This is a genomic window from Enterococcus sp. DIV1279b (assembly GCF_050531515.1).
GTDB lineage: Bacteria > Bacillota > Bacilli > Lactobacillales > Enterococcaceae > Enterococcus_D > Enterococcus_D casseliflavus.
This window is the reverse complement of record NZ_CP172891.1, coordinates 26,411-50,490: the sequence shown is the minus strand read 5'-3', so window position 1 is coordinate 50,490 and position 24,080 is coordinate 26,411. Positions and strand designations below refer to the sequence as shown.

23 protein-coding genes and 1 other annotated feature are annotated in these 24,080 nt (G+C 44.9%); of the genes, 4 read left to right on the top strand and 19 right to left on the bottom strand.

The window, feature by feature from the left end; all coding sequences use genetic code 11:
- Positions 1-270: 270 nt before the first annotated feature.
- From IGI71_RS00230 to treR, 3 genes are read left to right on the top strand one after another with little or no spacing between them, the layout of a single operon-like run.
- Positions 271-2,898, top strand: coding sequence for a glycoside hydrolase family 65 protein (locus IGI71_RS00230; RefSeq protein WP_430616024.1), 2,628 nt, complete (start codon positions 271-273; stop codon positions 2,896-2,898).
- A 14-nt stretch (positions 2,899-2,912) separates the two neighbouring features.
- Positions 2,913-3,563: a beta-phosphoglucomutase gene (gene pgmB / locus IGI71_RS00225; RefSeq protein ID WP_142973403.1), complete on the top strand. Its 651-nt coding sequence runs from the start codon at positions 2,913-2,915 to the stop codon at positions 3,561-3,563.
- 54 nt (positions 3,564-3,617) lie between these two features.
- Positions 3,618-4,334 carry a trehalose operon repressor gene (gene treR / locus IGI71_RS00220; RefSeq protein ID WP_005226457.1) on the top strand — a complete coding sequence of 239 codons (717 nt, stop codon included), beginning with the start codon at positions 3,618-3,620 and terminating at the stop codon, positions 4,332-4,334.
- Between the two features lie 297 nt (positions 4,335-4,631).
- Here the strand turns inward: treR and rny are convergent, their stop codons facing one another.
- The 7 genes from rny to yfmF all read right to left on the bottom strand — a co-directional run bounded on the left by rny (position 4,632) and on the right by yfmF (position 13,617).
- Complete coding sequence (gene rny / locus IGI71_RS00215) at positions 4,632-6,206, bottom strand: ribonuclease Y (protein WP_005232891.1); 1,575 nt, start codon at positions 6,204-6,206, stop codon at positions 4,632-4,634.
- Positions 6,207-6,449: 243 nt separating this feature from the next.
- On the bottom strand, positions 6,450-7,493 hold the full coding sequence (recA, locus tag IGI71_RS00210) for a recombinase RecA (RefSeq protein WP_008376737.1): 1,044 nt from the start codon (positions 7,491-7,493) through the stop codon (positions 6,450-6,452).
- 102 nt (positions 7,494-7,595) lie between these two features.
- Positions 7,596-8,834 carry a competence/damage-inducible protein A gene (locus IGI71_RS00205; RefSeq protein ID WP_375819296.1) on the bottom strand — a complete coding sequence of 413 codons (1,239 nt, stop codon included), beginning with the start codon at positions 8,832-8,834 and terminating at the stop codon, positions 7,596-7,598.
- Positions 8,835-8,976: 142 nt separating this feature from the next.
- Positions 8,977-9,558 (bottom strand): CDP-diacylglycerol--glycerol-3-phosphate 3-phosphatidyltransferase, encoded by a 582-nt coding sequence (pgsA, locus tag IGI71_RS00200; protein WP_034859101.1) that lies wholly within the window; start codon positions 9,556-9,558, stop codon positions 8,977-8,979.
- 132 nt (positions 9,559-9,690) lie between these two features.
- On the bottom strand, positions 9,691-10,593 hold the full coding sequence (locus IGI71_RS00195) for a helix-turn-helix domain-containing protein (protein WP_430616023.1): 903 nt from the start codon (positions 10,591-10,593) through the stop codon (positions 9,691-9,693).
- 464 nt (positions 10,594-11,057) lie between these two features.
- Positions 11,058-12,356, bottom strand: a complete 1,299-nt coding sequence (yfmH, locus tag IGI71_RS00190) for an EF-P 5-aminopentanol modification-associated protein YfmH (RefSeq protein WP_430616022.1) — start codon at positions 12,354-12,356, stop codon at positions 11,058-11,060.
- Positions 12,349-13,617 carry an EF-P 5-aminopentanol modification-associated protein YfmF gene (yfmF, locus tag IGI71_RS00185; protein ID WP_086293487.1) on the bottom strand — a complete coding sequence of 423 codons (1,269 nt, stop codon included), beginning with the start codon at positions 13,615-13,617 and terminating at the stop codon, positions 12,349-12,351. Before yfmF ends, yfmH begins: the two co-directional genes overlap by 8 nt.
- Positions 13,618-13,778: 161 nt before the next feature.
- On the opposite strand from yfmF, the gene mscL reads away from it, so the two are divergent.
- On the top strand, positions 13,779-14,225 hold the full coding sequence (mscL, locus tag IGI71_RS00180) for a large conductance mechanosensitive channel protein MscL (protein WP_005226421.1): 447 nt from the start codon (positions 13,779-13,781) through the stop codon (positions 14,223-14,225).
- Positions 14,226-14,320: 95 nt separating this feature from the next.
- On the opposite strand, the gene IGI71_RS00175 is transcribed toward mscL, so the two are convergent.
- The 12 genes from IGI71_RS00175 to radA all read right to left on the bottom strand — a co-directional run bounded on the left by IGI71_RS00175 (position 14,321) and on the right by radA (position 24,073).
- Entirely contained in the window at positions 14,321-14,773 is a 453-nt protein-coding gene (locus tag IGI71_RS00175; RefSeq protein WP_010748489.1) for a GNAT family N-acetyltransferase, read from the bottom strand.
- A gap of 61 nt (positions 14,774-14,834) precedes the next feature.
- Positions 14,835-15,080 carry a Veg family protein gene (locus tag IGI71_RS00170; protein ID WP_005226417.1) on the bottom strand — a complete coding sequence of 82 codons (246 nt, stop codon included), beginning with the start codon at positions 15,078-15,080 and terminating at the stop codon, positions 14,835-14,837.
- An 87-nt stretch (positions 15,081-15,167) separates the two neighbouring features.
- Complete coding sequence (locus IGI71_RS00165; RefSeq protein WP_115231489.1) at positions 15,168-15,731, bottom strand: sigma-70 family RNA polymerase sigma factor; 564 nt, start codon at positions 15,729-15,731, stop codon at positions 15,168-15,170.
- 95 nt (positions 15,732-15,826) lie between these two features.
- Complete coding sequence (locus tag IGI71_RS00160) at positions 15,827-16,345, bottom strand: NYN domain-containing protein (protein ID WP_010748486.1); 519 nt, start codon at positions 16,343-16,345, stop codon at positions 15,827-15,829.
- Positions 16,342-17,181, bottom strand: a complete 840-nt coding sequence (rlmB, locus tag IGI71_RS00155; protein ID WP_010748485.1) for a 23S rRNA (guanosine(2251)-2'-O)-methyltransferase RlmB — start codon at positions 17,179-17,181, stop codon at positions 16,342-16,344. Before rlmB ends, IGI71_RS00160 begins: the two co-directional genes overlap by 4 nt.
- Positions 17,147-17,569, bottom strand: coding sequence for a Mini-ribonuclease 3 (locus IGI71_RS00150; protein WP_015508687.1), 423 nt, complete (start codon positions 17,567-17,569; stop codon positions 17,147-17,149). The genes rlmB and IGI71_RS00150 overlap by 35 nt, the downstream gene beginning before the upstream one ends.
- On the bottom strand, positions 17,566-18,978 hold the full coding sequence (gene cysS / locus IGI71_RS00145; RefSeq protein ID WP_252704596.1) for a cysteine--tRNA ligase: 1,413 nt from the start codon (positions 18,976-18,978) through the stop codon (positions 17,566-17,568). The genes IGI71_RS00150 and cysS overlap by 4 nt, the downstream gene beginning before the upstream one ends.
- On the bottom strand, positions 18,971-19,507 hold the full coding sequence (gene epsC / locus IGI71_RS00140; protein ID WP_081117733.1) for a serine O-acetyltransferase EpsC: 537 nt from the start codon (positions 19,505-19,507) through the stop codon (positions 18,971-18,973). Before epsC ends, cysS begins: the two co-directional genes overlap by 8 nt.
- Before the next feature lie 65 nt (positions 19,508-19,572).
- Positions 19,573-19,771, bottom strand: a binding site (T-box leader).
- A complete protein-coding gene (gltX, locus tag IGI71_RS00135) occupies positions 19,768-21,225 on the bottom strand; it encodes a glutamate--tRNA ligase (protein WP_016608945.1) in 1,458 nt (485 codons plus the stop codon). Its footprint overlaps the feature before it by 4 nt.
- Positions 21,226-21,394: 169 nt before the next feature.
- Entirely contained in the window at positions 21,395-22,534 is a 1,140-nt protein-coding gene (locus IGI71_RS00130; protein WP_005226396.1) for a PIN/TRAM domain-containing protein, read from the bottom strand.
- 35 nt (positions 22,535-22,569) lie between these two features.
- Positions 22,570-22,701 carry a hypothetical protein gene (locus tag IGI71_RS00125; protein WP_254907872.1) on the bottom strand — a complete coding sequence of 44 codons (132 nt, stop codon included), beginning with the start codon at positions 22,699-22,701 and terminating at the stop codon, positions 22,570-22,572.
- A gap of 1 nt (position 22,702) precedes the next feature.
- Positions 22,703-24,073, bottom strand: coding sequence for a DNA repair protein RadA (gene radA, locus IGI71_RS00120; RefSeq protein ID WP_221692652.1), 1,371 nt, complete (start codon positions 24,071-24,073; stop codon positions 22,703-22,705).
- Positions 24,074-24,080: the final 7 nt, after the last annotated feature.

Below are 24,080 nucleotides of genomic sequence, written 5' to 3'. Positions count from 1 at the left end.
ATAATTTTGATATTGCAAGCGTTTCAAACCAATTTTTTTCACTTTTTCTATAAACAATACAAGCAAATAGCAAAGGTACCATATAAAAACCTTGATAAATAAACGTTTTTTAAAATGTTTCATTAATATAAAATAATATTGCCAACAACTTTGTTTACTGTTTATTTGACAAAAAAGAATAAAAAAACAGGATAGATAAATTGAAATAGCTTACAATTTACGTTATAATCATTTTGCATGTATAGACAAGTTTAAAGGAGGATAACTACTGTGAATACGATTATATTGTCTAAGGAACAATGGCTGTTAACGGATCAAACGGGTACGACCTATCCGTTTTCTGGGACTGACAGTGAACGCGTTGCCGCACTGACCGCGCAGCTGCAGCAAATGGAAGGTGGCGGGATCGTCTCTGAATCGCTGGTGTTTACGAATGAAGAAGGGACTTTTTCACTGGACCAATGGTTGACAGAAAAATTGAATCGTCCCTTTGTTTGCACTACGAAAGAACAGTATGAAGAAAAAAGTACTGAAATTCCTTGGCGCCTCGAATACTATGGCTACACCCCTGGTAAAGATGAATACTCGGTGGAGTCACTTTTAACCGTCGGTAACGGCTATTTAGGGCTGCGAGGCACAACGCCTGAGATGACCATTTGTGAAGCGAACTATCCAGGACTGTATTTAGCAAGTCTTTACAATACGGTGGAATCGGATGTTTCTGGTCATACCATCAGCAATGAAGACTTTGTCAATGCACCGAATCTGCAAAAAATGTACGTGAAGATCGATGATGAAGTGATCGATATCGCCAACAATCAGCTCCTTTCCTTTAAACGGACATTGGATCTGAAGACCGGCTTGTTCCAATCAGTGGCAGAAATTGAAACCAAAAAACAAAAGCGTCTGCGAATCGAAACGAAGAAGATCGCCAATATGCAAGACGTTCACCAATACAGCTTGGTCTATCAGTTTACCCCGCTGAACTTTTCTGGCGCCGTTACCTTCGTCAGTGAAGCCGACGGATCGGTCTATAACTATAACGTCGCTCGTTACCGTAGTTTAACTAACCAGCATTTGACCGTGAAAGAGGCAGCAGCTGAACAAAACAAAGCGCATTTAGTGGTCACCACTAACCAATCACAGATTACCGTTGTCCAATCCTCTGAACTGTTTTTACAGGACCTGCCATTGGCTGAGCTGCAAGCTGAAACAACCGACCAGGTCGTCCGTCAGCAAGTAACCCTTGAGGTGACGGAAGGACAAACTTATCGGGTCGAAAAATCAGTCACTGTTGCCGCTTATCGCCAAGAAGAGTCGCAACCGGCATTTACGTTTTCTTCCTTAGCATTACCTGATTTTGCGACGATGTATACCGCCTCAAAACAAGCCTGGGCTGAATTATGGGCGAAAGCGGCCATCGAAGTCACTGGTGACTTGATGTCGCAAAAAATGCTGAATCTGCATACGTATCATCTGCTGGTCTCCGCAGCACCGAATGCTTATCAGGAGTCCTTAGATGCCAGTATCACTGCCCGTGGCTTACATGGTGAAGCCTATCGCGGTCATATTTTCTGGGATGAACTGTTTATCTTACCGTTTTACATTCTACATTTTCCTGACACCGCCAAAGAAATTCTGCTGTATCGCTACCGCCGCTTAGCTGCTGCCAAAAAAGATGCCCAAAAAGCTGGCTACCAAGGCGCCATGTTCCCATGGCAATCAGGATTGGATGGCAGTGAGCAATCCCAAGAACTGCATTTGAACCCTATCAGCGGCGAATGGAAAGAAGATCACAGTCGCTTGCAACGCCATGTCTCCTTAGCGATCGCTTATAACATTTGGCAATACTGGCACAACACGCAAGATCGAGTCTTCATGGAACAATATGGGTTAGAATTGATGTTAGAAGTCGCTCATTTCTGGCAAAGTGCTGCCACCTGGGATGATGCTGCTCAACGTTACTTTATCGATAAAGTCATGGGACCAGATGAATTTCATGAAAGCTACCCAAATAGTGAACAAGGCGGCTTGAAAAACAACGCCTATACCAATATGATGGTAGTATGGTTGTTTGAAGAGATCGAGAACCTTCAACAACAACTTTCAGCAGAGAGCTTCCAAGCGGTATTAGAGAAAACGGCTTTAACCCCTGCAGATATTGCTGCTATGGCAGATATTCGTACCAAGCTGGGCTTAGAGATTGATCCAGAAGGCATCATTGCACAATTTGAAGGGTACTTCCAGCTGGAAGATCTGGATTGGGCTCACTACAAAGAGAAATATGGCAACATCTATCGGATGGACCGCATCTTGAACGCTGAAGGCAAGAGTGCTGACAGCTACAAAGTCGCGAAACAAGCGGATAGTTTGATGATTTTCTACAATTTCTCAAAAGAGCAAGTCAATCAGATTTTGGCAGATCTTTCTTACCAGCTGCCAACAGACTATATTGAAAAAAATCTCCATTATTACTTGGCTCGTACCTCCCACGGCTCGACGTTGTCACGCATCGTTCATGCCCAGTTGGCGGCAATGGTAGATGATCAGGAGTTGGCTTGGTCGTTATACCAAGAAGCCCTCTCTTCTGATTACCGTGATATCCAAGGCGGGACTACAGCAGAAGGCATTCACGCCGGTGTCATGGCTGCTACGTTGTTTATTCCATTAACCACTTTTGCTGGGATCGATATTCGAGAAAAGCAGCTGCAGATCACGCCAAACTTGCCGAAAGCTTGGGACAGCTTAGCCTTTCAGCTAGAAGTTCGCGGCATCCGCTTTGCGATGAATGTTACACATGAAACATTGACGATTACCGCTGATCAGCCAGTCATGATCTTAGTGAATGGGCAACAAGTTTCTCTAGAAGCAAAGAAAGAAGCAACGATTACTTACTAAAAGGAGTGTTACACATGAAAAAAGGATTTGTTTTTGATTTAGACGGCGTTATCACGGATACGGCCAAATACCACTACATTGCATGGAAAGAATTAGCTGCTGAGATCGGGATCGAGATCGATTTGAAGTTCAACGAGCAGTTAAAAGGCATCAGCCGCATGGATTCTTTAGAGCGAATCTTAACCCTAGGCAACAAAAATGATGCCTACACAGAAGTCGAAAAAGAAGCGTTAGCGACGAAGAAAAATACCCACTATGTACAATTATTACAAAGCTTGACTCCTGATGATCTATTGCCAGGGGTGAAGACATTCCTTGATGAAGCCAAAGCAAAAAACATTCCTTGTGCGATCGCTTCAGCATCCAAAAATGCGCCGTTTATTTTGGACAAACTTGGGGTCATGCAAGACTTTGATACGATCGTTGACCCAGCAACCTTGAAAAAAGGCAAACCAGATCCAGAGATCTTTATCCAAGCAGCGCTGGCACTAGGCATTGAACCGTCAGAAGCAGTTGGCTTTGAAGATGCTCAAGCTGGGATCGACGGCATCAAAGCTGCTGGTATGTATGCGGTAGGCGTTTATTCAGGAGAAGAATTACACGGTGCAGATGTGATCGTTGAAAAATTGACGGACCTAAACATTGACGAACTTTTGGCGAAATAGTCGATTGCATTTCCAAATTGGCCTCGCTATAATAGCCAAAGAGGGGGCAATCCGATGAACAAGTTCAAAGAAATATTTTTAGATTTAGAACAAAAAATTCTAGCAAACGAATACCCTCCGCATTCTTTGCTGCCTAGCGAAAACCAATTGATCAAAACTTATGGTGTCTCCCGCGAGACTGTCCGTAAGGCCTTGAATTTATTGCGGGATGCTGGTTATATCCAAAAGAAACAAGGGAAAGGTTCGATCGTTTTAGACTTGAATCGCTTTGATTTCCCGATTTCTGGCTTGACGAGTTTTCGAGAGCTGCAAGATACCCAACGCATTCCTAGTGAAACTAAGGTTGTCGAGATCCGTAAGATCGCCGTTTCGCCAAAGCTGCACGAGACCACTGGTTGGCCTGTCGCCTCTGAGGCATGGAAACTGATCCGTCAGCGGAGAATCGATGGAGAAGTGGTGATTTTGGATAAAGATTACCTTGATGCTTCTATCATCGAAGAGTTGCCAGAAAACCGAGCGAAAGTATCGATCTTTGATTACTTTGAAAATGATCTTGGCCTTGAGATCGCTTATGCACAAAAAGAAATCACTGTTGACCCCGTCAACAAAGAATTGCGGGATCTAATGGATCTGCGTCCTGAAGATCAGCATGTCGTTACGGTTCGCAGCCTGGTGTATCTAGAAGACACGCGCTGTTTTGAATACACCGAATCGATCCACCGACTGGATAAATTCCGCTTTGTGGACTTTGCCCGCCGACGCAAGATTTGATGGACGTATAGACGTGAAACACATGAATCAGACCTGGACTTCCCCGAGAAGTCTGGGTCTGTTTTGTTTTTCAATAGCCCCCCAATCGATAATACTGGATCGATCCTCCCATTTTTCGCCTCTGTCGCTATCGAGCCATCCTTTTGCTTGTTCGTTGTTCTGTTGCCGACGAATAAAAAAGGCACAATCATTTATGGGACTGATGAAATAGAGTCGATTTTGCACAACTCAGCCGTCCTTATTGACAATCAGCTACACAAAAAGCAGTACCCTCTGAGAGGATACTGCTTTTGCTTGCTATTTGGCGTAATCCGTTGCGCGGGTCTCGCGAATAACGGTTACTTTGATATGACCTGGGTAATCCAAATCGTCTTCGATCTTCTTGCGGATGTCGCGAACCAATCGTACAGCATCCAAATCAGAAATCTCTTCTGGTTTGACCATTACACGGACTTCACGTCCGGCTTGGACTGCAAAACTGGAATCGACCCCTTTGAAGCCGTTGGCGATATTTTCTAGGTTTTGCAAGCGGCGAATATAATTTTCCAATGATTCGCTGCGGGCACCTGGACGGGCTGCTGACAAGGCATCTGCGGCTGCAACTAAAACAGAGATAACCGATGTTGCTTCAACATCTCCATGGTGAGAAGCGATCGCATTGATCACCACACCATTTTCTTTGTATTTGGCAGCTAACTCAGCCCCGATCTCAACGTGAGAGCCTTCAATTTCATGGTCAAGGGCTTTCCCGATATCATGCAAGAGTCCAGCACGTTTGGCTAACTGGATATCTTCGCCTAATTCTGCGGCAAGAACACCGGTTAGTTTTGCGACTTCGATCGAGTGGTTCAAGACGTTTTGTCCGTAGCTGGTACGGAAACGCAAACGACCTAAAATCTTGATCAAGTCTGGATGAAGGGTGTGGGCGCCGACTTCAAAGGCTGCTTGTTCCCCATATTCACGAATATGCTCATCCATTTCTTTCCGAGATTTTTCGACCATTTCTTCAATTCGAGCTGGATGGATCCGGCCGTCTTGAATCAGTTTTTCAAGGGTCATACGAGCAATTTCACGGCGAATCGGATCAAATCCTGATAAGACGACTGCTTCTGGCGTGTCATCAATGATCAAATCGATCCCTGTCAATGTTTCAAGGGTGCGAATGTTCCGACCTTCTCTTCCGATGATTCGACCTTTCATCTCATCGTTTGGTAATGATACGACCGATACCGTGGTTTCAGACACTTGGTCTGCGGCACAACGTTGGATTGCTAAGGACAAGAGATTTTTTGCTTTTCGATCTGCTTCTTCCTTCGCACGCTGTTCAGATTCTTTGACCATGATCGTTAATTCATGGTTCAATTCCTCTTCCGTTGATTTCATGATCAACTCTTTTGCTTCATCTCTAGACAGCGCAGCGATGCGCTCTAATTCCTTCTGTTGTCCATCGATTAAGTTTTCTACTTCTTTTTCTCGCTCGTCAATTAATTGTTGTTTCTCACTAAGTCTGCCTTCTTTATCTTCAAGTGAGCGTTCTCGTTTTTCCAAAGAATCGTCCTTACGATCAAGAACTTGTTCTCTTTGGAGTAAACGATTTTCTTGTGATTTTAAATCAAGTTTGCTTTCTTTCAACTCACTTTCAATCTCTGACCGATACTTCTGATTTTCTTCCTTAGCTTCTAACAATGCTTCTTTTTTAAGAGTTTCTGCTTCTTTCTTAGCGCTTTCGATAATTCCAGCTGCAGAATTTTGGGCGCCGTTGATTTCTTTCTCATGACGAGATTTCGTCACATAAACTCCTAATCCAAGACCGACAATTAAACCGATGATAGCGAGGAGAATGTAAAGTAGTTCCAATGAATCCACCTCCATACTATCTTTTTAAATATTTTGTAATTTTGATTAACAAAGGATAACAAAATTATCAATTCGCTACTTCTTATGTGGAAATCCACATACGTTTATTCTAATGTTTGAACACAAGAGTGTCAACTTTAAATAATAAAGTAAACTTTCGCAACCCTTCCTTTTTACGGATGTTTTTTCAACAATAGATGAATCTAGCAAAAAGCCACAAAAAAGCCAAACAACCTCGTTGTTTGGCTTTTTCAAGACTTATTCGTCTAATGGTAATTCTTCTTGCGCTTCCTCGAGGGTTACGGTCTCTCCTGTTCCAATCCCGTAAGCATCGCGGACGCGAGCAGAAACTTCTAGCATCATTTCTTGGTGTTCACGCATATAGTTTTTGGCGTTTTCACGACCTTGACCGATGCGATCCCCTTTATAGGCATACCACGCACCGCTTTTATCAACGATGTCTTGTTCCACGGCCATATCCAGCAATTCACCTTCTTGTGAAATACCTAGACCATACATCATGTCGACTTCCGCTACTTTAAATGGTGGCGCTACTTTGTTTTTGACTACTTTGATCTTCGTGCGGTTCCCGATGATATCTGTACCGGATTTCAATTGCTCAGCACGACGTACTTCCAAACGGATGGTTGAATAGAATTTCAACGCACGTCCACCAGGTGTCGTTTCTGGATTCCCAAACATAATCCCAACTTTTTCGCGAATTTGGTTGATAAAGATCGCGATCGTTTTCGTTTTGTTGATGGAACCAGAAAGTTTCCGTAATGCTTGTGACATCAAACGAGCTTGCAAACCAACGTGGGTATCACCCATTTCACCATCGATCTCCGCCCGTGGGACTAAAGCTGCTACCGAGTCAATGACCACGATATCAACCGCACCACTTGAAACTAAGGCGTCAGCGATCTCTAATCCTTGTTCTCCTGTATCTGGTTGTGATAACAAAAGATCATCGATATTTACGCCTAATTTTTGCGCATATTGAGGATCTAACGCATGTTCGGCATCGATAAATGCTGCTGTTCCGCCATTTTTTTGGACTTCCGCAATGGCATGTAAAGCAACTGTCGTTTTACCAGAACTTTCTGGGCCGTAAACTTCTACGATCCGTCCTCGTGGGTAACCACCTACACCTAATGCAACATCCAAGGCCAATGAACCACTTGGGATCGTTGAAATTTGTTGATCAACTTTTTCGCCAAGCTTCATGATGGCACCTTTACCATAGTTCTTTTCAATCTTCTTTAGTGCAGCATCTAAGGCTGCTTTACGATCATCTGCCAAACGGATAATCCTCCTTATATTCATCACTTTCGTGTGTCGTTCATAAGATAATAATAGTCCTTCTGACGGGAAATTGCAAGAAAAAACGAACAAACATTCGCATTAATTTAATAATTCCTTACGTATTTGATTTAAGCCCGCCATGACGGCACTATGCCGAATATAGGCGCGGTCGCGGTTGAAGTGATACAGCTGGCTCGAGACGCCTTTGTCAGAAGCTAAGGCGATCCAAACGGTGCCTTTAGGCTGACCTTCTAACTCGTCTGGACCAGCAACACCAGTAAACGCCACCGCATAATCAGTCTCGGCTTGTTTGCGGGCATAGACGGCCATTGCTTCTGCACATTCCTGGCTAACAGTTCCATAACTTTCCAAAAGCCCTGGATCGATGCCTAAGAGCTTGCTTTTTGTTGCAGTAGAATATGTCACGAACCCACCGGGAAACACCTCAGAGACGCCAGGAATCCCTCCTAGGGTCGCTTGGAACAAACCAGCGGTCAAACTTTCCGCTGCGGTGACGGTTTTCTTTTTCTCGATCAGTAGCTCGACGACTGTTTCTGCCAGCGAATTTTGTTCCCCATACCCATAGAAATACGCACCGACCCGTGCTTGGACGGTTTCTTCTAACGCATCCAATTGTTTGATCCCTTGCGCCTCGTCTGCGGTTTTGACCGTCAGACGCAGCGTGACCTCATTGGGTTTGGCATAAGGAGCGATGGTGGGATTGACTTGATTCTCGATCAAATCGGCCAATTCTGTGACCAATGCCGATTCCCCGATCCCGTAATAGCGCAAAACGCGAGAAAGCAAGACCTCTTCTTGGGGAAACTGCTCTAACAGAAGTGGTTTTGCGTGGGTAAGAAACATCGCCTGTAGTTCACTTGGTGGTCCTGGCAGCAGCAAATAACTGGTAGCGGCTGTCTGATAAAAGATCCCGATCGCTAGTCCATTGGGATTTGGCAAAGACACACCGTCCTTAAAAACGAGGGTCTGCCGCAAATTGTTTTCCGTCATCCTCCGTTGACTGTTTTCAAAGAAGGCTTTCAATTGGTGATAACCTGGTTCATCTCTGACTAACTCTTGTCCCACATGACGGGCAGTGACTTGTTTCGTCAAGTCATCGTCGGTGGGCCCTAAGCCGCCGCACAATACGATCAAGTCGCTGCGTTTGTCGGCGATCGTCAGCAATTCTTCTAAGCGATTGGGGTTGTCCCCGACAACACTATGATAAAAAACATCGATCCCAAGACTTGCCAGTTCTTCTGACAAGAAGGTCGCGTTTGTATTCACCACCTGTCCTAAAAGTAATTCGGTCCCGACTGCAATAATTTCTGCTTTCATTCGTTTACTCCTTCATTTATCAGATACGTAAAAGTCTTTCATATTGACAAAAAAAGTCCAGAAAACTTCTGAACTTTCGTGACTTGTATCCTTGTTTTTATCGCTTCTTTATCTAGATCTAGAAAATCTAGATCTAGAAATTTTACATAGAATTTTTAAAAACATTCGTATTTTTTATGAAATAATCGACCCCGGAATAGATCGTGAAGATCAAACATAGATACAACATGATTTGATCGATAGGCAAACCGATCATTGAAAAGGGAATGTTGTTCAAGAACAAGAAAATGATCGCAACCATTTGTGTCGCGGTTTTGATTTTCCCTGGCCACGCAGCAGCCATGACTTCCCCGCTTTGTTCCACTAACAACAAGCGTAACCCTGTCACTGCCAACTCGCGGCAAACGATGATCGAAACTACCCAGCCTGGGGCTTTGTCTAATTCAACCAGCATGATAAAAGCCGTCATGACGAGCATTTTATCTGCTAACGGGTCAGCAAACTTCCCGAAGTTGGTAACAAGGCCTCTGGAACGAGCGATCTTGCCATCTAGCCAGTCTGTAATGCTGGCTGCCGCAAAAAGGATCGCTGCAATAAGGTGCGTGTTTTCTAATTGTGTCGTACCAACGGTCAGCGTGCCAAGATCGATCGGCAAAACCAAGACCAAAATAAAGATGGGGATCATAATGATCCGTAATACAGTTAATTGATTGGGTAAATTCACGAAATAGACTCCTCTCTGCCGACTATTGTACGAAATAACGGCAAATCATGCCACTACTTCTGCTTTTCAATGGTCGGATGCAACAGATAACTTTTTAGCTAATGATACCTCAATGAAGCACATTTGTCAGATTTATGCCGCATCGTCTTGGTATTCAATCACGAGGCGGACTGTCTTTTGTAACAATTCAAATTGCGGATCAGAAAAGTCCACTTCCTGACCATTGGCATTGATGGAGATGTTTTGGCTTGCGCCCAGGGTCAAGGTTGCATTCGTGGCGCCTTCTGGCAGCGTCATCGATTGCGTTTCTCCCGCTTGAACAGTGTATTGGTACACATAAGCGTTGTCGACTTGTACACCGACCCAACAAGAAGCATCTAGCCCAGTAAATGCTAATTCAATAGGATTTTCCGCATCTTTCATCGTGATCGTGATCGACGATTGCGTCGAATCACTGGCAGTCATCGTCATTTTCGCTTCGCTGGATTCCGTCGTACTTGAGGACTCAGTCGCTTCACTCGAAGTACTGGTTTCTTCCGTACTTGACGTGGTGGAAGCGGTAGACGCTGAATTTTCTACCACAAGAGAAGAGCTTCCTTGGATCATCGGCGTTGTATTCCGGTCCTGCCAAGCCATGTAGCCCACGATACTCACGATCGTAATGGCCACCAGGCCTAATAGAATCATCGGCAAATAGCGGACGACAAATGAGCCGCTTTTTTCTTCTACGTGCTGTGCTTTTCGTGAGCCGCTGACGGTTTCAGGCTGCGGTCTTTTTGGTAAGGGGGCGTCTAACGTATCTTTGCCATCAAAAACGGCTACCAATTTGTCGCCGTCTTCTCCAACCGCTGCTGCATATTGGCGAATAAACGCACGGACATAAAAAGTGCCTGGCAATTGATCAAAACGCTCTGCTTCAATTGCTTCTAAATAGCGTTTTTGGATCTTTGTCATTTGTTGTAATTCAATCAATGAAATGTTTTTATCTAAACGGGCTTGCCGTAATTTTGCTCCAATCGTTGTTTCGTTGGCCACTCGATCATCTACTCCAGTCTTTTATTCATCTTTAAAAAAAGCCCTAAAATCGCTTCGCTGCTTGTCGTAAGGTCAGCAAAGCTGCTCTATCATTTTAAAACAGGGGTTCCCTGTATACGTCAATAAAAAAAACTCCGTCACGCCGATTGCCATCTGAGCGCACCGTCTACTAAATATAACATTTTTTCCGTGTTTTTTTGTAAAAAAACAAAAAAAGATTTTGCTTCAATAATTAAAGAATACCATAAAAGAAAAAGTCTGAGGATAGCCTAACCACAACTCGCAAACAAATTTTAATACTTTTCGCCAAATTGGCATCAAATTGCAAGAAAAAACCACCCTTTGACGCAAAAAGAAAACACTGAATGACTCAGGAGTTGGCCAGCCCTTGTTCTGTTGGGCGTTCCTCCTTGAATCAGTCAGTGTCGCTTAGATGACAGCTGTTTGACAAAACCAGCCTTCGCTTAGGCTTTTTCCGTTGGATACATGTAAAAACGACTAAACGCTTTGGGATCGATAAAGGAACGAGCCGCTTGCTGGACATCTTCCAAAGTGATCGATTGGATCACCTCTGGCAGATCAAAGAGCGTCGTTTCACCGAATAAACTTTGGGTAAACTGGTTTGCGATAAACTCCAGTGAGTTCAGTGATTGGAAATATTTCCCTAGCATTTTCTTCTTCAATAACGTCAAGTTTTCTTCATTGATCTCTGGATCTTGCTGGAAATTCATTACGATCGCTTCGATCTCTGCCAACATTTTTTCTGGCTCTTCAGAATCCCCCGAGAAGTCGGCAAAGTAAAAGCCGCGATCCAAGTTCACTTCAAACCCAAATGTGTCGTCGATGATGCCTTGATCATACAAACGCAAATAATTGGCGGAAGTATTGCCCAACACCAATTGGCAGAAAAGATTCAACGCATTTTTGAAGCGCAAGAGCTCTCTTCCTGATTTCGGCAGTTTGTTCAAGTCCCCTTTGATCCCTAATACGCCTTTGGCACGTGTCACTGGCATGGTAAGACTTGATTCTGCTTGAATATCGGCAAAGGTTTCTTCAGGAAACTGGCGAATGATCGCCTGCATTTCTGGAAAGGTCTTGGCCGCTTGATTGGTCCGAATCCACGCCATCGTTTCTTCAGGATCGATATTGCCTACCACAAAAAGCGTCATGTTGCTTGGGTGATAGAAGGTATTGTAGCAAAGATACAAGTCTTCAGCGGTGATCTGCGCAATGCTTTCCACCGTACCAGCGATATCGATATGCAAGGGGTGCTTCGGATACAGATTTTTGATGATACCGAAAAACTGCTGCCAGTTTGGATCGTCATCATACATTTGGATTTCTTGACCAATGATCCCTTTTTCTTTTTCGACGGTTTCTTCTGTGAAATACGGGGCTTGAACGAAATCGATCAACGTTTCAAGGTTCAGCTTGATTTGATCGGTTGCCGAAAAAAGGTAGCTGGTTTTCGTGAAACTGGTAAAGGCATTGGCAGAAGCCCCCTGCTGACCAAAGGTTTGAAAGACATCGCCGTCTTCTTTTTCAAACAGTTTGTGCTCTAGAAAATGGGCAATGCCATCAGGGACTTGATGCAATTCTTCGGGTGAAAACCCGAAATGATTGTCGACAGAGCCATAGTTCGTACTGAAAAGTCCGTAAGTTTTATGGAAATCGGCTTTTGGCAGCAAATAAACTTTCAAGCCGTTTGGCAATACTTCTTCATAAAGGGTCTCATTGATTTGCTGATAGACTTTTTTATTCATGGGTCGTCTCCTTATCCAGGAAGAATACAGCTTGCAAGGACACGTTTTGAGCCAATGCTTGGACATCTGCCACGGTCACTTGTGCCAATTTCTGCATAAATTCATCTTCCGTCATTTTCGTATTCGGTACCCACTGATTCAGATAGGCTGTTTCGATCAGTGCTTGTGGGTTATCCAATGAAAGCAAGTACTGGTTTTTCAACATCGCTTTTGTTTGTGCCAGTTCTTCCGCGGTGACTTCGCCACGCTGCAAGCTTTGCAGCTGCTGTTCGATCAATTTGAAAACCTTGTCGCGGTTTTTGCCATCGATCCCTGTTTGGACCGACAAATACCCACGAAACGTATCGATACTGCTGGAAGCATAATACGCCAAACTTTCTTTCTCTCGGACATTCATAAACAGTTTTGAATGAGGGAATCCGCCAAACAACCCGTTGAAGACCATAAAGGCGATCCGCTCGGCTTGGTCATAATACACGCCAGTATGATAGCCTAAGTTCAATTTGGCTTGGATGATTGGTTCCCGCAAGATTTTCTCGCGAATGATATTTTCCGCCGCTTGCTGATAAAAGACCGGCATTGCTTGGTCTGGCCGATCGGTAAAGGCCATGTTTTGGAAGAGCGCCGCAACTTCTGCTTCAACCACATCGCCGATCACGAAAATATCGATTTGATCATTGTCCATCATTGAGCGATAGGTTTGGTAAAGCTCTTTTGCGGTCACAGCTTCTAAGTCTTGGGGACGGCCAAAGCTCGGATACTTCTGATTCTGATCGTTTTCGAAATACAACTCTTGCAGCCCTAAAGAAGCCAATGCTTGCTTATCTTCTGCCACGCTGTTCATATAGGCGATCAAGTTGTGCTTTTCGATGGTGAAGTTCTTTTCTTCAAACTGTTCCTCGTGGGCATTCGGATGGAACAAAACTTCTGCTAAAAAAGCGGCTGCTTGCGGCAATACTGCTTCATCTGACACGTACTTCCCGTTGACAAAGGACATCGCTGCATTGATTTGATGCAGATTGCCCCGTTTGTTGACATTCATACCAAAGCTGGCACCGTAAAGCTCTGCCAGCTGACTGCTAAATGCGGTCTGTGTCGGATAAGCCAAACTAGTCGTTTCTAATAAACTGGTCAATAAGGTCCGTTTGGCGGTCATTTCAGCCTGCAATGGTGCAGTAAACCGAACGAAAAAACGGATCGTTTTATACTTTTTGGTCGGTAGCACCGTTAACCGAACACCTTTTTTTAATTCAATAGACATGTGACACCCCTTCTAGAAGCAAAATTATCTCTTCAATTATAGCATAGCTGACAAACTTTCTCCTCGGCTCGCTGATCAAACCTGTTGCAGCGAGCGTTTTTTTTTATAAATCCCGCGTTTTTCGCTATACTGTCAGTAAGATTTAGAAGGGAGGATACAGGATGATTAAAGAATTTAAAGAATTTATTTTACGAGGAAACGTCATTGACTTGGCGATCGGGGTCGTGATCGGGAGTGCCTTCACCGCAATCGTCACTAGTTTAGTTGAAGGATTGCTGACACCATTGGTTTCATGGATCTTATCACTCTTTGGTAACGCCGATGCCTTTTCTGGCTTAGTCTTTGAACCAGCCAAAAATGTGGTCTTTGATTTCGGCCGCGTAATTACTGCCATTATTACGTTCTTGATTACCGCATTTGTCTTGTTCTTGATTGTCAAAGCAGTCAACAAACTACGCAATCTGAAACAACAACCTGAGGAAGAAGAAGTACCAGAAGTCACTGCAGAGGATTATTTAGAAGAGATTCGTGACCTTCTAAAAGCGCAAACGCCTCCTGCCAACACTGTTGATCCACGTCCAACTTCATTGGACGATACGATCCGATAAAAAAACAGCTCTTAGTCAATAAGGTCGAAAGAAGCGATTCGGATTCATCCGATCCATCAATCATAGCGCTAAAAGAAGCAAGCACGCGAACCTCGCTAGAGAGTCGCTGTGCTTGCTTCTTTTTTCATCCCGACATGCAGGATCCCGTCTTCATAAAAAGGCGGTGTAATGGTTTTAAAGCCATATTGGCCGTAGAATTTTTCTAAGTGGGCTTGTGCTTCGATCTCAATAGGCAAAGCTGGATAACACTGCTCAATGCGATGCAAAACTTCTTTGATCAGACGATGGCCTTCTTTTTGCCCCCGGTATGCTGGTGCCACAATGACCCGACCAAAATGCACCGTTTGTTCCTGCTGGAAAATACGGGCGTACGAAACGATCTGCCCTTCCTCATCAAGGGCCCATAAATGTTTGGCTTGTGCATCGATCGCATCGATCTCTTGATACGCACACGCTTGTTCCACCACAAAAACCGCTGTACGCAAACGGGCAAGCTGATAAAACTCCACCCCAGTCATTTCCCCTAACTCTTTTAGAAAAAACGCCATCCCATCACTCCTTATCTTATTGAACCAAAAAAGAGTCAACAAAGTGTCAACTCTTCTTGTTTCAAACAGCTTCTGATAAAAATTCAATCTCAACAGTTCTGGTTAAAATATCTGAATAACTATAAGAAACCCGCTCGAATGAATTCTCATTTGGATCCAAATCTACAACAAAAACTGAAGGATAAGTTTCTGTCAAAACGCCGCGACGTTCAGTTTGACGCTTACGTCCAGTCTGAGCAACTAGCATAATCTCACTACCGATACGGCCTTCTAAATCTTTCTTGATCGTAGCTAAAGTTGTTGGCATCGCATTCACCTCGAGCATCATCATACCACGAAAAGCAGAAAATTTCAAGTTTACCATAAAATAATTCTACTTTCAATAAGATTTTTGTTAAACACCCTTGATAAGCGCTATCAACTTTGTCCGACCGCGACTGAAAGCGCTTTTTATTTTTTCATAAGGCAGCTTTTCTTGAACGGCAATCTGATCAAGTTCTAATCCTTTTAAATAATTCATTATAACCATTCGTTCTAAAGACGATAAACTTTTCGGATACTCTGCCAACGATTCATTAACGAACAAGTAGGTCTCTGCAGTTTCCGCACAGCGATTATGATCGGTCAAAAACCGATTGCCTTCTTGTAAAAGCTTTTCTTCCAGCGAGCAGGCATCGACTTGGGCTTTGCGTTTTTGGGCATGCTGCGCCCGCAACAGGCTGCAGATACGGTTCTCAAAGGAACGCTTAAACAAGATACCGATCGTCGTTCCTTTGTCCTTATCGTAAGTCTTTAGACACTTATTAAAAACGATCCTGCCTTCTTGCAGCCAATCGTCTAAGTCATAATCCCGCAGATAATATTTTTTATGCAAAATCTCAACGATCGGTCGATATTTTCTGAACAACTCTTCAAATCTATCTGAACGGTGCGATACTTGTCTTTCCTTTGTGCGCATCGAGATCACTCCTTTTGTTTTTGGTTCATTTGCTACAAAAGGAGCGTATCATAAATGGCTCGGACATCTTCTAATTTACCAGACCAACTTTGTCCCTAACTAAGGTCTTGCAATTTCTTTTCAAGTTCGGCTAATTGTTCAGGTGACCAAGGGGAATTGCGTCGGAAATTTTCAAACCGCAAGTCGGTTTGATGCTCGTGGATGTCTTTTTCTGTTTTTTCCACGCTTTTGTACAATTCTCGTGCCGAAGTTCGCAAAGCACCTTGAGAGAAGATCACCCACTGTTCGGCTAAATCGCTGGTAGCGACGGTGACTTGCGTCAATCGATTGTTTAATTCACCAGCGATTCGTTCGATGTAGCTGTCGGCGGTCTCTCCTTCTTCGGTAAAAATAACTTCCAGCTGATATTTGGTGTAACTTTGAGTCACACCAGGCACCAGTTGGGCATCAAAAACAACGATGATTTTCAACCCTTCATATTTTGCATAATTCGACAGCCGATTCAGTAAGGCTTCTCGGGCATCTTCTAAACGGTCCTGATTTTTCAAAAGAACCAGCTCCGGCCAAGCGCCAATCATATTGTAGCCATCCACGATCAGCAAAGGGGTTTTCATTGGGACGCCCCATTTCGGCTAGTAAAGGCCTGATACATCAACAAACCTGCCGCCACACTGGCATTTAAGCTCTGCACGTGCCCGGTCATTGGGATCGTCAGCATTTGATCCACTTCTTTTTTCAAACCTTCCCCCATGCCTCGACCTTCGTTGCCGATGATCAAACCGACCGCCCCTTGGGCATTCCATGTGCGGTAATCACTGCCACTCATATCAGTACCGAAGATCCAAAAACCAGCTTTTTTCAGCTGCTGGACTGCTTGGGTCAAGTTGGTCACGCGGGCCACAGGGATATGTTCCACTGCGCCGGTCGACGTTTTCACCACGATCGGCGTGATCCCCACCGCACGGTGTTTTGGAATGATGATCCCGTCTACGCCGCTGGCATCAGCGGTTCGCATGATGGAGCCGAAATTATGGGGATCTTCTAGATTATCTAAAATCAGATACAGCGGCTGTTCTTTCGTTTGGGCCAACAATTCATCCAAGGTCAAATACTGATAAGGGGTGATCGCCAAGATCATGCCTTGATGGACCCCTTGGTCACTCATCGTATCCAGCTTTTGTTTTGGCACCCATTTGACCGGAACTGCCTGTTCCCGCGCCATTTCTTTCAAACGATCGATTTTTTCTCCCCGTGCTTCTTCGGAAAGAAACAGCTTGTTGCCTCGCCCTTCTTTCAAGGCTTCAGCAACCGCATGATAGCCGAAGACAAAATTATCTTCGATGGCTTCTCCAGCGGCTTCTTTGCGGCGATCCGGTCTATTTTCTTGTCTGGCTTCTGATCGGCCAGCTGTTTTTTTATTTGGACGCTTTCTTTGCGGTTTTTCTCGCATCTTCTTCTCCTACTTTCTTTATACACCAGTCTATTAGCTCGTCTAAGCGTTCTTTTTGCTGCGTGAGGTGCAAATACCCGATCAGCGATTCAAAGCCAGTAGCGATACGATACGTCGTGACATCGGCATTTTTGGCACCCGTATGGCTTTTACTATTACGGCCGCGGCGGTAAAAATCATGTTCTTCTTCGGTCAGGATCTCTTCATCCAACATCTTTTGGATCAATGCCGCTTGGGCTTTGGCTGACACATAGTGGGTCGCCATATGGTGCAGTTGGTTCGGGCGGGTTTGGCCTTGGGCGACTAAATAATCGCGAATATAGACTTCATAGACCGCATCCCCCACATAGGCCAATGCCAAACCATTCAATTGTTTATAATCTCTCATGCTTCTCGTCTCCATCGGGTTCCTTGCGGGGTATCTTCTAAGATAATCCCTTGTTCTTTCAACTCATCACGGATTTGGTCGCTGCGGGCAAAATCTTTGGCTTTGCGGGCGGCGATCCGTTCATTGATCAGCTGTTCGATTTCTTCATCCAACAATTCTTCGGATACAAAATAAATCCCGAAAATCGTCAGCCATTCGCTGAATTTGGCTAATCCAGCGGCTAATAAAGCCAAATCTGTTTCTGGGTCTTCGCTAGCTAAGTTCAGCCACTTCGCCAATTCATAGACCACAGTGATCCCGTTAGCCGCGTTGAAATCGTCGTCCATTTCTTTGACGAAACGTTCTTCAAATTCTTCCAGAACCGGTGCATTGACTTCCTCATCGCTGGCTTGATAGTGACTGCTATTCAAGCGGAATTTGGCATTTTCATAGGTCGTACGCAATTTTTGCAGATTGGTTTGTGCTTCATGCAAGGTAGTCTCGCTGTATTTGATTGGTCGGCGGTACTGAGTCGTTGCCAAAAAGAAACGCAGCACCTGTGGATCAACTTTTTTGACCATCTCATGCACCGTGACGAAGTTGCCCAGCGACTTACTCATTTTTTCTTCGTCTTCACCGATCGTCACATAGCCATTATGCATCCAATAGTTGGCAAAGGTCTTGCCGGTTTTTGCCTCGCTTTGGGCGATCTCATTTTCATGATGAGGGAAGGTCAAGTCTTGTCCGCCTCCATGAATATCGATGGTCTCGCCTAGGTGTTTGGTCGCCATCACCGAGCATTCGATATGCCAGCCGGGACGGCCGGCTCCCCAAGGAGATTCCCAAGCGATCTCATCGCCTTTTGCCGCTTTCCACAAAGCAAAATCCAACGGATCTTCCTTGATTTTTTGTTCTTCACCGGTTCGCTGGCTTGCGCCGACTTCCAGCTCGTCGATGGATTGGTCGCTTAATTGCCCATAGTGAGCAAATTTACGGGTACGGTAATAAACATCGCCATTGACTGGATAGGCATAGCCTTTTTCTACAAGAGCAGCAATAAAGGCAATGATGTCTTCAATATGATCCATCACACGAGGATTCATCGTAGCAGGTTTGACATTCAGCGCTGCAGTATCTTCATTGAAGGCGTTGATAAAACGCTCTGCCACTTCTGGGGCCGTCGTACCTAATTCTTTTGCTGCACGAATGATTTTATCATCGACATCAGTAAAATTCATCAAATAGTCCACTGTATAGCCGCGGTATTCGAAATAACGACGTACGGTATCAAATGAAACAGTACTGCGGCCATTCCCGATATGGATATAGTTATAGACGGTGGGTCCGCAAACATACATTTTTACTTTCTTTTCTTCCAATGGCTGAAACACTTCTTTTTCTCGTGTCAGCGTATTATAGATTTTAATCATCGTGGGTAACCTTCTTTCCTTTGATTCGAACGATCTTTGCCGGGATGCCGACAGCAGTTGCTTCTGCGGGGATATCCTTCAAAACCACTGCATTGGCGCCGATCTTTGCATATTCACCGATCGTGACAGGACCTAAGATCTGCGCATGGGCTGAGAGAAACGCACCGGTTTTAACCGTGGGATGACGCTTGCCCCGCTCTTTGCCGGTTCCCCCCAGGGTGACTCCGTGAAACAAGACGACATCATCTTCAATGATCGCCGTTTCCCCGATCACGACGCCCATCCCATGATCGATAAAGACCCCTTGGCCGATCTGCGCACCAGGATGAATCTCGATCCCAGTCAAGAAACGCCAAAACTGGGCCGTCAGTTTTGCCAAAAAATACCAGCGATGCTGAAACAAAAAATGCGACCAACGATGCCAAAACAAGGCATGAAATCCTGGGTATGTGATGATGATCTCCAACGTTGATCGTACCGATGGATCATGTTTTTTTGTTGCCGCAATTGCTTTTTTGAACCAAGTCATCTTCTCACCTACTTTATCCAAACTTCTTGATACGAAAAAAGCGTCTTTCAAATAAGTTTCCTTATTCAAAAGACGCTTTTTTGCGTGGTCCCACTTTTGTTCGCAGTTCGGCACTGCCTTCAAGCGGGTAACGTCCGCTGCTTCGTCTTTGACTTGCGCCAAAGCCACTCCTAGGTGCATTTCCTAGCCTTTTTTGACCACTCTCACCTTCCGTGGTCTCTCTGAAAAAAATCGGCTAGTACTTCGTCTATTCGCTGTGTTTATAACACGTTATTCAAATGATCAAGGGCTTTTTCTTTCCCTAATAATTCAACGGTATCTGGTAGTTCTGGTCCGTGGGTTTGGCCTGAGACCGCCACGCGGATCGGCATGAATAAATTCTTGCCTTTGATGCCTGTTTCTTTTTGGATCTCTTTGATGGCTGCTTTGACTGCCGCAGCCTCAACGACTGGCATCGCCTGTAATTTTTCTTTAAAGGCTGTTAAAACCGTCGGTACAGTTTCTCCTGCTAAGACTTCTTTGGCTGCATCATCTAATTCAGGGTGTTCTTCGAAGAACAATTCCGAAAGGTCGACGATTTGTGCCGCAAAACTCATTTGCGGTTGATACAAGGAAACGATTTTTTTCAACCAGGCAGCTTTTTCTTCGGTCAATGTTTCTTCGATGCGACCGGCTTTTACCAAGTAAGGGACGCACATTGCCGTCAATTCATCCAGATCCATTTGTTTCATGTATTGGTTATTGACCCATTCCAACTTCTTGGCATCGAAGGCAGCTGGTGATTTGCTCAACCGTTCAGGATCAAAGATTTTGATCAATTCTTCTTGAGAGAAGATTTCTTCTTCCCCTACTGGTGACCAGCCTAAAAGTGCAATGAAGTTGAACATAGCGTCTGGTAGATAACCCAACTCACGGTATTGCTCGATGAATTGGAGAATCGATTCGTCCCGTTTGCTTAATTTTTTCCCGGTTTCGCTATTGATGATCAACGTCATATGCCCGAATTCTGGTGCTTGCCAGCCAAATGCTTCATAGATCATCAACTGTTTTGGTGTGTTGGCGATGTGGTCATCTCCACGCAGCACATGGGTGATTTTCATATGATGGTCATCGACTGCTACTGCAAAGTTGTAAGTCGGCATACCGTCACGTTTTTGAATGACAAAATCGCCACCGACATTATCTGATTCAAAAACGATCTCGCCTTTGACCATGTCGTGGAATTTGTATTCAGTATTGCGAGAGACACGGAAACGAATCACTGGTTTCAAGCCTTGTGCTTCTTTTTCGGCTTGCTCTTCTGGTGTTAAGTTGGCACATTTCCCTGCATAATGGGGCATTTCGCCACGAGCTCTTTGGCCTTCACGTTCGGCTTCCAATTCTTCTTCCGTACAATAACACTTATACGCACGATTGCTTGCAAGCAATTGATCGATCAGTGGTTGGTAGATATCGCCTCGTTCTGATTGACGATACGGACCGTATTCTCCTGGATTTTCAGGTGATTCGTCCCAATCCATTCCTAACCATTGCAAGTTTTCAAGCTGGCTTTTTTCACCATCTTCAATGTTTCTTTTTTGATCGGTGTCTTCGATTCGGATAATAAATTCACCGTCATTATGACGAGCAAACAAATAATTGAATAAAGCCGTCCGAGCATTCCCGATGTGTAAATGTCCTGTTGGACTTGGCGCGTAACGTACACGTACTTTTGTCATTGTTTTCCTCTTCCTTCATCTGATTTCCAAGCCAGCCAAGCTGCTTGGGGCTTATTGTTCAGTTTAGTGGGAAAGACCCGCGTAAAAAACAGAACCCTCAAGTTGAATTGTACAATCAATAACCCAATTAGTAAAGGCAGCTGGCATATTTTACGCCAGCTGCCGAGGATTATTTCTCTGATTTCGATCCTTCTTTGTTGTCGATGCCGCGACCAGAATGGGCTGGTTTGGCAAAAATCATCCGCCCAGCTGCCGTTTGCAAGGCGCTGGTGACGATCACTTCGATGTGTTCATTCATGTAATGCTGGCCATCTTCCACCACGACCATCGTCCCGTCATCTAGATAAGCGACCCCTTGCTGGCGCTCCGTGCCAGCTTTCACCACTAAGACGTGCATGCTTTCTCCTGGAATCACCACTGGTTTGACCGCATTGGCCAACGCATTGATATTCAAGACAGGCACATTTTGAAATTCAGAAACTTTGTTTAGATTGTAATCATTGGTCACGACGACACCATCCAGCATCTTCGCTAACTTGATCAGCTTGCTATCAACTTCGGAAATGTCTTCAAAATCGCCTTCATACATCTCAACTGCGATGCCTTCTTCTTTTTGCAAAGCATTCAAAATATCCAAGCCGCGGCGGCCCCGAACCCGTTTCAAACTATCGCCAGAATCTGCGATGTATTGTAATTCGTACAAGACAAAATTCGGAATCAGCAAGACGCCTTCTAAAAAGCCTGTTTTAGCAATGTCATAGATCCGACCATCAATGATCACGCTGGTATCCAAAATTTTGTATTTGTGGAAGTGGTCCGCGATCTTTCTTTCCAGCATCTGCTGTTCATCTTGCTCTTGGGGCTCTGCCTTTTTGTTTTTCGGGGCAAAGACTTTTTTCCATTCATCGATCCGTGTCGTCCCGATCTGAAAACCGAGATACCCTAACAGGACCATCACTAAGATTGGGGCGATCCCGTTGATAAAAGGAATATCCCAATTGTAAAAAGGAATCGACACGATCACACCGATCATCAGACCGATGATCGAACCAATTGCGCCAAACAAGAGATACGTTAAGCTCAATTCACTTAGTTTTTCTTCAATTTTGCGAATACCGGCTGCAATATATTTCGCTAATAGTAAAGATAATAAAAAGAAAATAAGGGCTCCAAGCAAACTATTAGTGATGTTATTATTCAGCCATTCATTTTGGGTTTGCCCAATGGCTTGCCATGCGATAGGCATCAGTGAGATCCCCAGACTTGCTCCGGCAAGTACCATTAGTGCGGTAATGACTCGTTTCTGCATACATGTTCCTCCATACTCCAGTAAGTTTCTTTTGTTCAAAAATCCGTGCTGCCAGACAGGCTCCTTCCGCCAGTCAGCGGCTGTCGGTCGGTTGGTTCAAACGAATGAATCAGCAGCGTCAGGGCAAGAGGAGAGGCGATTGCCCCTTGCTCTTGCATTGACTCCACTTTAACGGAAGACTTTCCGCAAGGTTTCGGCTAAGGTAGACACGCCTTCGACTTCGATGCCTTTGGGCGGCTGCCAGCCAGTCAGATTATTTTTAGGCAAATAAACTTTCGTAAAACCTAGTTTTTGCACCTCTTTGACCCGTTGCTCGATCGCGTTGACTCGGCGAATCTCACCCGTCAAGCCAATTTCACCGATAAAACACTCCGTCGGGCTGGTGCCTTTTTCTTTGTAGCTAGACGCGATACTAACAGCGATCGCTAGATCGATCGCGGGTTCATTTAATTTGACCCCGCCGGCTGCTTTTAAGTAGGCATCTTGATTTTGCAGCAGCAAGCCTGCCCGTTTTTCTAAAACCGCCATGATCAGCGAGACGCGGTTGAAGTCTAGCCCCGTCGTCGTGCGTTTGGCATTGCCGAACATCGTTGGCGTGACCAGTGCTTGGATTTCCACCAAGATTGGCCGACTGCCTTCCATTGCCACTACGATCGCCGATCCAGTTGCGCCTTCTAAGCGTTCTTCCAAAAAGACTTGTGACGGATTGGCGACTTCTTTCAACCCGCCTTCTTCCATTTCAAAAATCCCGATCTCATTGGTGGACCCAAAGCGGTTTTTTACGGCCCGCAAAATTCGAAAACTGTGGTGCTTTTCGCCTTCGAAATACAAGACGGTATCCACCATATGCTCCAGCATCCGCGGTCCTGCGATCGAGCCTTCCTTCGTCACGTGGCCAACGATAAAGATGGCGATGCCATTGGTTTTGGCGATTTTCAGCAATTCTGCGGTCGTTTCTCGCACTTGGCTGACACTGCCTGCCACGCTGGTGATATCCGGTTGGGTCATGGTTTGGATCGAATCGATGATCACATAATCTGGGCGGATGTTTTCGATCGCTTTACTGATCTCTGACATGTCCGTTTCCCCATAGAGATAAAATTCTGTGTCGATGGCGCCTAAGCGCTGCGCCCGCATTTTGATTTGTTCGGCACTTTCTTCTCCTGACACATACAAGACCGTCCCGCCGATCGCTGCTAATTGCTGGGAAACTTGCAAGAGCAGCGTCGATTTTCCGATCCCTGGATCCCCACCGATCAAAATCAAGGAGCCTGGGACCACGCCGCCGCCTAAGACGCGATTCAACTCAGCAAGTTTCGTTTGGACCCGCGGTTCTTTTTTCGGTACGACATCGGCGAGTTTCGTCGGCTGCATCTTTTGCCCCGTCAATGTCGTACGTACTCGACGATCGGCGGTTTCTTGGATCACTTCTTCCACCATTGAATTCCAGCTGCCGCAATTGGGGCATTTCCCTAAATATTTAGGGGAACTATACCCGCAATTTTGACAGACAAATTGACTTTTTGCTTTTTTTGCCATTGATCTC

Excerpts from the sequence above, each read along its gene's own strand:
- rlmB (WP_010748485.1), bottom strand. The coding sequence starts at position 17,181 with ATGCGAGAAAAACCGCAAAGAAAGCGTCCAAATAAAAAAACAGCTGGC.
- yfmH (WP_430616022.1), bottom strand. The coding sequence starts at position 12,356 with ATGAATAAAAAAGTCTATCAGCAAATCAATGAGACCCTTTATGAAGAA.
- rny (WP_005232891.1), bottom strand. The coding sequence starts at position 6,206 with ATGGAGGTGGATTCATTGGAACTACTTTACATTCTCCTCGCTATCATC.
- epsC (WP_081117733.1), bottom strand. The coding sequence starts at position 19,507 with ATGACTTGGTTCAAAAAAGCAATTGCGGCAACAAAAAAACATGATCCA.
- IGI71_RS00170 (WP_005226417.1), bottom strand. The coding sequence starts at position 15,080 with ATGCCAACAACTTTAGCTACGATCAAGAAAGATTTAGAAGGCCGTATC.
- pgmB (WP_142973403.1), top strand. The coding sequence starts at position 2,913 with ATGAAAAAAGGATTTGTTTTTGATTTAGACGGCGTTATCACGGATACG.
- mscL (WP_005226421.1), top strand. The coding sequence starts at position 13,779 with ATGATTAAAGAATTTAAAGAATTTATTTTACGAGGAAACGTCATTGAC.
- IGI71_RS00150 (WP_015508687.1), bottom strand. The coding sequence starts at position 17,569 with ATGAGAGATTATAAACAATTGAATGGTTTGGCATTGGCCTATGTGGGG.
- IGI71_RS00165 (WP_115231489.1), bottom strand. The coding sequence starts at position 15,731 with ATGCGCACAAAGGAAAGACAAGTATCGCACCGTTCAGATAGATTTGAA.
- gltX (WP_016608945.1), bottom strand. The coding sequence starts at position 21,225 with ATGACAAAAGTACGTGTACGTTACGCGCCAAGTCCAACAGGACATTTA.
- treR (WP_005226457.1), top strand. The coding sequence starts at position 3,618 with ATGAACAAGTTCAAAGAAATATTTTTAGATTTAGAACAAAAAATTCTA.
- yfmF (WP_086293487.1), bottom strand. The coding sequence starts at position 13,617 with ATGTCTATTGAATTAAAAAAAGGTGTTCGGTTAACGGTGCTACCGACC.
- IGI71_RS00175 (WP_010748489.1), bottom strand. The coding sequence starts at position 14,773 with ATGGCGTTTTTTCTAAAAGAGTTAGGGGAAATGACTGGGGTGGAGTTT.
- cysS (WP_252704596.1), bottom strand. The coding sequence starts at position 18,978 with ATGATTAAAATCTATAATACGCTGACACGAGAAAAAGAAGTGTTTCAG.
- IGI71_RS00160 (WP_010748486.1), bottom strand. The coding sequence starts at position 16,345 with ATGAAAACCCCTTTGCTGATCGTGGATGGCTACAATATGATTGGCGCT.
- radA (WP_221692652.1), bottom strand. The coding sequence starts at position 24,073 with ATGGCAAAAAAAGCAAAAAGTCAATTTGTCTGTCAAAATTGCGGGTAT.
- IGI71_RS00130 (WP_005226396.1), bottom strand. The coding sequence starts at position 22,534 with ATGCAGAAACGAGTCATTACCGCACTAATGGTACTTGCCGGAGCAAGT.
- IGI71_RS00205 (WP_375819296.1), bottom strand. The coding sequence starts at position 8,834 with ATGAAAGCAGAAATTATTGCAGTCGGGACCGAATTACTTTTAGGACAG.